7 protein-coding genes are annotated in these 7,811 nt (G+C 53.6%); 3 read left to right on the top strand and 4 right to left on the bottom strand.

The window, feature by feature from the left end; all coding sequences use genetic code 11:
* Positions 1–473: 473 nt before the first annotated feature.
* From B3759_RS13795 to B3759_RS13785, 3 genes are all read right to left on the bottom strand, one after another.
* Positions 474–1,736 carry a glycosyltransferase family 2 protein gene (locus B3759_RS13795; RefSeq protein WP_291366687.1) on the bottom strand — a complete coding sequence of 421 codons (1,263 nt, stop codon included), beginning with the start codon at positions 1,734–1,736 and terminating at the stop codon, positions 474–476.
* 82 nt (positions 1,737–1,818) lie between these two features.
* The gene (locus tag B3759_RS13790) at positions 1,819–3,108 is read right to left on the bottom strand and encodes a tetratricopeptide repeat protein (RefSeq protein ID WP_291366685.1); all 1,290 of its coding nucleotides are present in this window, start codon (positions 3,106–3,108) and stop codon (positions 1,819–1,821) included.
* Positions 3,109–3,211: 103 nt separating this feature from the next.
* Complete coding sequence (locus tag B3759_RS13785; RefSeq protein WP_408736495.1) at positions 3,212–4,327, bottom strand: COX15/CtaA family protein; 1,116 nt, start codon at positions 4,325–4,327, stop codon at positions 3,212–3,214.
* On the opposite strand from B3759_RS13785, the gene B3759_RS13780 reads away from it, so the two are divergent.
* Positions 4,326–5,162 (top strand): TVP38/TMEM64 family protein, encoded by an 837-nt coding sequence (locus tag B3759_RS13780; protein WP_291366683.1) that lies wholly within the window; start codon positions 4,326–4,328, stop codon positions 5,160–5,162. The two genes, B3759_RS13785 and B3759_RS13780, sit on opposite strands and share 2 nt — an antisense overlap.
* Positions 5,163–5,258: 96 nt before the next feature.
* On the opposite strand, the gene B3759_RS13775 is transcribed toward B3759_RS13780, so the two are convergent.
* The gene (locus B3759_RS13775) at positions 5,259–5,411 is read right to left on the bottom strand and encodes a hypothetical protein (RefSeq protein ID WP_010668942.1); all 153 of its coding nucleotides are present in this window, start codon (positions 5,409–5,411) and stop codon (positions 5,259–5,261) included.
* Between the two features lie 56 nt (positions 5,412–5,467).
* Between B3759_RS13775 and B3759_RS13770 the strand changes: the two genes are divergently transcribed.
* Together B3759_RS13770 and B3759_RS13765 are read left to right on the top strand one after the other, a co-directional pair.
* Positions 5,468–6,751 (top strand): multidrug effflux MFS transporter, encoded by a 1,284-nt coding sequence (locus tag B3759_RS13770; RefSeq protein ID WP_291366680.1) that lies wholly within the window; start codon positions 5,468–5,470, stop codon positions 6,749–6,751.
* A 218-nt stretch (positions 6,752–6,969) separates the two neighbouring features.
* Positions 6,970–7,811 (top strand): PAS domain-containing protein (locus B3759_RS13765; RefSeq protein WP_349679302.1); only part of this gene is annotated, 842 nt, incomplete at its 3' end.

The following is a 7,811-nucleotide window of genomic DNA, read 5'->3' as shown; positions in this document are numbered from 1 at the left end:
GCGTGGCGTGGCGTGGCGTGGAGCGGAGGGATGTCTCTCTAGAAAAACTATTATGCCTGGATATGAAAAAATCTGGCTTTAAAAAATGGGATACACAAGACCGAAAAGCACAGCGCCCAATACGAATATTGCCGATTTTGGAAGAAAATAGCATCAGTTAAAGTAATTTGAACTGACGCCATAATGCCAATATCCGGCAGTGAAACGTGGTCCGAACACCTTCAGAGAAGATAATGTTCTCCTATCCGAAGGCCTGAAGCATGAATGGCTTCAGGTATAAGGGATAAGGTTACGCATGCAGCTTTTTAAAGTGGACATGTCAGTATCCATGACGGAAGCCAGACATACGCAAAAATCATAAACTGACATGGCTTCTATGTTGTTGCGCAGGATATGAATGAAATCATCAATACTGATTTCGTTGTTTATGCTGACAGATGAATAGGGAACTTTTCCATCATAATCGATCTTGTTCAGCGTATACTTTTCCCAATCCAGTATTTTTTTGCAGAGAAGCTCGCTTCCTTGTGGTCACAATGACTGGGGGGAGATGTCAGATAATTGTATTCGTAGGGATTGCGTATGGCCACATGGCCATCGCCCGTATCGTCAACGACGACACAGAAAGATGCCAACCCGCCAGTATCATTTGGAAGAGCTATGCTCTCACATGACTTTCGGAAGAAACTATAGAAATTGTTGTTCCCTTTGAGTTTGCAAAGATAAACTCTCTCGCCGGGTTCGCTCGAAATCCTGCCGGACTGATTTAAATTCAGGAAATCACCATTTGTATTCCTGATTTCAAAAACATCCACATCCTTTGTGCGTTCAGTCCTGTAAACTATATGATCAGAAAGAGAGATCACCTTATAGTTTTTGTAGGGAAATACGCATGCATATTTAAGAGCATTGAAAAATCGTGCTCTGTTGATCTTGTACATGATGCTTTGTGCGCTTTGAGAAAAAGCAAGTGGCGCAAAATCATCTGCGTCATTAACATTGAAGTGATTCCAGTAGCCAATGGAATCTGAAAGATCTGAATTAACCCGTCTTTTTATGCGCGAAACATAGTGCTCCATGCTTCTGCATATGAAATGCATTACCTTCGCATGTTCCCAGTTTATTTTCTTTGTTGTGCCTCTCCACTCAATGAGTTCACCGTTTTCATGAAAATAATGTTTCTCATCGACGTTTAACTTGTGTGGGTTCGAGTAGTTTAAGTCTACTTTTTCCGGACGAACAAAGCTCTTCACCAGACCAAAACCATCTACATCGGGTGGAGTGATGTTGTACTTTGTGAATTGATCAATGTTAAGTTTGTTGTTGGCGATGACTTTATCATTGCTGCCATATACACACCAGCTTATGGCTATTCCGTCAGCTTTTTCGAACTTTTTCTGAGCAAAGAAGTCGGCGGCATTGGAGAAATTCTTTATGTACAGATATTCGTCACCATCCAGGAAACCAAGCCAGTCATAAACCCCTTTGGCTTTTTTGACAGCATTATTGAAGCTCTGGCCTTGCCGGATGTAAAAATTGCTCTCTTCTTTTATGTTTGTCCTGTAACTTTCTATGGAATATATCTGCGCAGCCGACTGGATGACTTCCCATGTGCCATCATCGGAATGATCATCAAATATATACAAATGGTTGATACCAATAGCAAAATGCCAGGCAATCCATCCCGTGATGTCATGTATTTCATTTTTCACGAATAGTGCACAGGCAATTTTCATATTAATTCCCTTGTTTTGAAAATCATAAAACGAGGATTGGATGAAGATCCCCTCTCCTTACAAAAAGAGAGGGGGCTGAAAACTAATTCTCGTTGGCTGTGCGTTCTATTTCGCGAAGTATTGCCGATGTAACGCGTGAATCAAATGCCAGGCCACGATCCGATGTATAGTCATTGATTCCGTTCCAGTTATAATCAACCGGGAATGGAACATGAATGTAGGTTATGTTTGAGTGCTCGGGGTGAGCAACAGAATCTCTGGTGAGATTGAGCACAAGAAGTCTGGATGATTTTTCAACCAGAACCGGATTCATGTCTTCCATGAACTTCGGAAGATCGCATTCTCCAACCATGCCAAAGACAAGGAGAGAATGTCCCTTGTTGAAGCGTCTGGTAAATGAATCGACTTTGCGCCTTATAAGACTGTGAAACGCCGACTGATCATCGCCGATGATCGTCCGTCCACGCTCATGACCGAAATGGACGCCGGAAGGTTTGTGGAACATCTGCGGCGCACCGGCCGGATCAACACCCTGATAGTAATTTTCGGGCTGCAGATAGCTGGAAAAATCGCTTCTGATGGCGTCAACCGCTGAGTTGCGGCTAAAAGCGCCTAGATCAAAGATCGTTATGTCAGCATCGCCTGCGTAATCGATGAGTCCCCAGCGATTGGCGATTGTGTAGGGCAGGCAGCTCTGACCAAGAGAAAGAACGCTCACCTTCTCTTTCTGGGCGCTCAGAAGCGTGTGGTAATTCAATGCTGACATGGCCAGCGCACGCAGATTTCTGTAATCCACCCCTTCGATGACAGAGGAGCCATCCTCAATCGTTGAAAGAAGACGGTTACAGAGTTCTATCTGACGCTTGTAATCCCCCAATGCCTCCAGCGCGTAATAAACAGCCGCGCCGCATTTGCCGTCAACAAAGAACAGTTCCCAGTATTGGGTAATGATCTTGTTCAGGTAAGAGAAGTTCTTGGTTTCCACCAGCGGCAGAAAGCATTCGGTGACAAGAGGCAGAAAGTGGACGTTGCTGAAAGGGTTGTGCTTCTTCAGCATCAACTCACGGCGTCTTAATGACTCATTCCAGTCAGCGCGGGCGTCGGTGCAGCGTGTCCATTGCAGGATGAAGCCGACATCGTTTGGAAACAGCCTTACAAATTCATCGGCGCACTGGTCTGCTTCGGCATCCATACGCGCTCTTCTCAGGGCCGAATAATATTGCCACCACAATCCGGCGTCATCAGGGAAATTCTTGACCAGTATGGCAAAGACCTCGCACGCCTCTTCGTAATCGCCATCCTCCATGAACGACATGGCCTTGTTGAAAACGGCGGGCTTTTCTTCCTCTTTTAACTCAGTATTCACACTCATTCTTGCGGCCTTTGCGTTTAAATATTTCGAAACGATATTACAGAGTTCAGTGCACGGACAAAACCAGCATCACACTATGGAGAAACACTTTCTCCCTCATATCTCAGGAGCGCCCTCTTCTGGCGCCACGCAGTGTGTGCATCGCGAAAACGCCAACACCCAGAAGAATGGCGGCGAACGTCTGGTGAATAGTGCCCGCCCAGACCGGAACGACAAGCAGCAGTGTTGTAACCCCCAGAGCGTACTGGATCAGCACGGTCCACCCAAGTAACGCCACAGCAGCATGAGCGCGGGCGGTCAGCTTCGTTTTCATGCCCGTCAGAACCGTCAGGCCGATGGTCAGCGCCGTGACGGTCGCCAGAAGACGGTGATCAAACTGCACGGCCGGAATATTGGCGATCCAGTTATACCAGAACGGGCTTAACTTCGCGTAGCCTTCCGGGATCAGATGGCCGTCCATCAGCGGGAACGTGTTGAAAACAAATCCCGCATGTGTGCCGGCAGTAAAACCACCCGCCACGATCGTCAGGCCAACCAGACCGAGAGCTGCGTGCAGGAATGTACGGGTGCGGCGTGCGCCCGCCATATCCGGCAGGACTTCCGGTTCCGGGAAACGCACGGAGAGCGCCGTCCACAGAATGGCGACATAGAGAAGAAGCGCCATGCCAAGATGCAGCACAAGTCTCACCGGCTCGACTGCCGTGCTGTCGGGACGGAAACCGGACGCCACCATGAACCAGCCGATCGCGCCCTGAAGTCCACCCAGCACGAAGAAAACCAGAAGACGGATGACCAGCCCGCGGGTCAGAGCTTTCCGGAAAGCGAAGAACGCCAGCCCGCCGAGCAGGTTAATGCCCATGAGCCGCCCCCAGAACCGGTGAATCCATTCGAGCCAGAAGATCTGCTGGAATCCGGCCAGTCCAAACCCGTCATGCAGGATCTTGTACTGCGGGATGCCTTGATAAAGAGCGAACTCATGTTCCCACTGCGCGTGGGTGAGGGGCGGGATGATGCCTGTCAGGGGACGCCACTCCATGATCGAAAGACCTGAGCCGGTCAGACGGGTCGCGCCACCGAGGGCGATCATGCCAAGCAGCATGACGCAGATGCTCAACAGCCAGTTGGAAACATGGCGGCGATCACGCAGCCTCATGCCGTCAACAGCCTGTGTGGCGTCGATGGAGGAGGAGGCTGAGGCGGGAGAGGGCGTATTGGACATGGCGTCGGTTTACCCCGCTCTTGCAACCGTGAGCAAGGAGGTGTTACCGCGCGCCATGAGCGAAAGTCCCATGTCCGATCCGACAGAGCCGCACGAGGGACAGATCCTGCCGGGACAGACGCATGTTTCCGGGGATCAAGCCACCCCATCCGCGCTTTCGCTCCTGCGTCCCGCTATCATGCTCATCGTCCTTCTGGGTGGTGCGATTGCCCTGCGGGAAGTCCCCGCACTCCATGATCTTCTCAACGATACAGCGCATCTTCGTCAGGGCGCTGCCGGTCGTTTCTGGTTCTGTCTTGTCGGGACGCTCTGGTGCCTCTTCGGTCTGCCCCGTCAAATCCTGTGTTTCGCAGCCGGTGTGGCCTACGGTCTGATTGAAGGAACGGCGCTCGCCACATTGAGCACTGTCGCGGGCGCAGTGCTGTGCTGGGCATGGGCACGGTGGGGGGCGCATCACTGGGCCAGAGAAACCATGGCTCGCCGAAAGCGTCAGGGAAAAGGAGGTGTCCTTATGCGCTATGGCGAACGAGTCGCCGGAATGCTTGACCGCCATCCGTTCGAGACCATTGTCACGCTGCGTCTTCTGCCTGTTGGCTCGTCCCTGCTGCTCAACTTGTTTGCCGGACTCTCTGCTGTCGCCCTGCTACCTTTCACGGCTGCGACGCTGGTCGGCAGTCTTCCGCAGAGCATCATCTTTGTGCTGCTGGGGTCAGGCGCACAGTTCGGTGGTTGGGGACGAACTCTTGTCGCCGTCGTACTTTTCGTTGTGTCAGGCGTTATGGGATATCGGCTGCTCAAACGCATCACCAGAAACCAGCAGACTGAACTTTCCTGACGACACATCAGCCATGAGATGATGATGGACGTGAAATCCGGATCAATCCGTTACTGTTTCCCAGCCAGTCAGCAGCAAGGGTGTTGTGCTCAGGATTCATAATGAGCAGGCGACGCCAGAAAAACTCACATTGCCCTCTTGCGGAGAAGCAAAGCCGGACGCTAGGAGCACCAGAACGTCTAAAAAATATTTTGACGTGGTTTGCAGGATCAAGGTCGCCGTCATGTTCTTCGTGAAGGCTGCCGTCATGAAATCCTCATCTTTTTTGTCCTTACATCACCAGATCACAACATCCGGGAAATGGCATGGCCGCTAACGCCCAGCCTCAGCAGCCTTCAGCGCGACACACTTATGAAGCCCGACCGACGACGCCCTGGTGGCTGCCGGTTCTGCTGGGCTTTCTGACGGCTGTCGGCCCCATCTCGACGGACATCTATCTGCCCGCCTTCCCGTCGATGGTGCACTCGCTGCATACGAGCCTGTCTTCGGTGCAGATGACGTTGTCCATCTGGTTCATCGGACTGGCCATTGGACAGCTCACCGTCGGCCCTCTGTCCGACCGCTTTGGACGGCGGATGCCGCTGATCGTCGGGAATGTCGTCTTTGCTGTCAGCTCCGCCATCTGCGCTGCTGCGCCGGATATTCTGACATTCAGCGTCGCCCGTTTCATCGCCTCGATCGGGGCGTCCGCCAGTCTGGTTATTCCGACCGCCTGCGTCCGTGATCTGGTGCCGGATCAGCGGGAAGGCGCGCGCATGATGTCCAAGCTTGTGATGGTCATGGGCGTGGTGCCGATTCTGGCCCCGATGCTTGGCGGCATTGTTGTGACCTTCGTGTCGTGGCGCGTGATCTTCTGGGCGTCCGCAGCCTATGGTCTCCTGTGCGTGCTGCTGGTTCTGCGCATGCTGCCGGAAACGCTGGCGCCTGAGTTCCGCCTGCGCCTGCCGCCTATCACGCTCATGACGCGTTACGTCATGCTCCTGCGCCATCGCGCCTTTCTTTCGCATGCGCTGATCGCCGGGTTTTCGACCTTTCTGTCATTCAGCTATCTGACGGCGGCTTCACCCGTCTTCATCAACGGGTTCCATTTCACGCCGTTCCAGTTCTCGATGCTGTTTGGCCTGTTCGCCGTGTTCATGATCGGTGCGTCTCAGGTCAACGGCGCTTTGGTCAGCCGTTTCGATCCGCACAAGATCCTTTCGGTCGCCATATGCATGTCTCTTGTCGGCAGTCTGCTGCTGGCGGCGATTGCGTTGTGGCTTAATACCCATCCCACACCTCACCATGGCCTGTCGCTGACAGTGATCCTCGTCATTCTGGCAATGCTGCTGACACTCAGCCCTACGGGTGTGATCTATCCGAACGCTACAATGGGAGCGCTGGCTGATCAGGCCCGTGTCGCCGGTACGGCGTCCGCGCTGGCGGGCACGATGCAGTATGTGTTCGGCGCTATAGCGGGCGTTCTTATCGGGCTGCTTTCGGCACTGCCGTTTTCCGGTTCCGACACGCCTCTGCCGATGGCCATCGGGATGGTGACGGGGGCGATCGCCATGCTGTTCTGCCTCCCCATGCGTCCTCCTGTCCGATAAGGCCTGACGCAGGGTCTCTGTTCCTGTGCGTATAGAGCGAAGTAGTCTTCGATTTCGAAGTGGCAGGTCCCCTTGCGGGGTTGCAGATCATGCTGAAGGCGGAATAATGGCGCGAAAAAGCTGTCTGTCGTCTGCATCGTCTGTATAAAGTGAGGCTTGACGCACGGCGCGGTGTGGCAGTGCCATGCCATATGCGCCAACATCTGACGGGATAAAAGATGGCTCGCCATCCTGCCAAACGGGCCCATGTTCTTGCGCTTCTGGGTGCCGCGCTGCTGATTGTGACGTTCGGAACCCTGGCCATGCAGCTGGGCAATGAAATGGCGCGGCATGGCCAGATGGACCGTCAGAGCGCCAGCGCTGACCAAATTCTTCGCTCACTGGACAGGGAAGTAGAACAGGCCCGCATCTGCCGTTTCGCCTGGCTCGCTTCTCACGATGAGACACAGCGGCAGTGCTTCAATGACGCGCTCGCTCAGATCAATGTCATCAGAGGCGATTTCCCCTCGGTGGAGCAGGTTCAGGAACGTCTGAACCGCATTCGTCCCGCCAGTCTCGACCAGTTGAAGACCTCTCTGGACACGATAGCGAGTTGGAAGACGTCGGATGACGCCACTCTCAACCGTCCGGAAACCGACACTGCTCTCTCCGGCATCGACGAAGCGCTCATCAGCCTGAGCAGCGTCGACACGGCCCGTCGTGAAGGGCGTCTTGCCGACATGCTCCGCAACACCAGCTGGCAGAAACGGCTGGATGCAATCGGGATCATCATCGGTGTGCTGATCATGGTGACAGCCGGATGGATTCTGGATCGGACATCCCTTGCGGCCGCACGTGCCGAGGCGCGGAGTCGTAACCTCGCCCTTCAGCTTCGGGCCGTGCTGGACAGTCTGGCCATCGGCGTTGCCGTCTTCGGCACTGACGGGCAGCTGCGTCACTGGAACGACCGGCTCGGCTCCATCCTTGGCCTCGACGAAGGCTTTCTCCGTCAGGGACTGCCGTATGGAAATCTCAGCGCAGCCCTTGTTGTTGATGGTCAGCCTCTTCTCGAGCCCTTTAC

This window comes from Acetobacter sp. UBA5411, from assembly GCF_002409645.1.
Classification (GTDB): Bacteria; Pseudomonadota; Alphaproteobacteria; order Acetobacterales; family Acetobacteraceae; genus Acetobacter.
This window is presented reverse-complemented; position numbering and strand designations above follow the sequence as displayed.

What these genes read in the sequence shown, in the direction of transcription:
- B3759_RS13795 (WP_291366687.1), bottom strand. Translation starts at nt 1,736, where the DNA reads ATGAAAATTGCCTGTGCACTATTCGTGAAAAATGAAATACATGACATC.
- B3759_RS13790 (WP_291366685.1), bottom strand. Translation starts at nt 3,108, where the DNA reads ATGAGTGTGAATACTGAGTTAAAAGAGGAAGAAAAGCCCGCCGTTTTC.
- B3759_RS13780 (WP_291366683.1), top strand. Translation starts at nt 4,326, where the DNA reads ATGGCGTCGGTTTACCCCGCTCTTGCAACCGTGAGCAAGGAGGTGTTA.
- B3759_RS13785 (WP_408736495.1), bottom strand. Translation starts at nt 4,327, where the DNA reads ATGTCCAATACGCCCTCTCCCGCCTCAGCCTCCTCCTCCATCGACGCC.
- B3759_RS13775 (WP_010668942.1), bottom strand. Translation starts at nt 5,411, where the DNA reads ATGACGGCAGCCTTCACGAAGAACATGACGGCGACCTTGATCCTGCAA.
- B3759_RS13770 (WP_291366680.1), top strand. Translation starts at nt 5,468, where the DNA reads ATGGCCGCTAACGCCCAGCCTCAGCAGCCTTCAGCGCGACACACTTAT.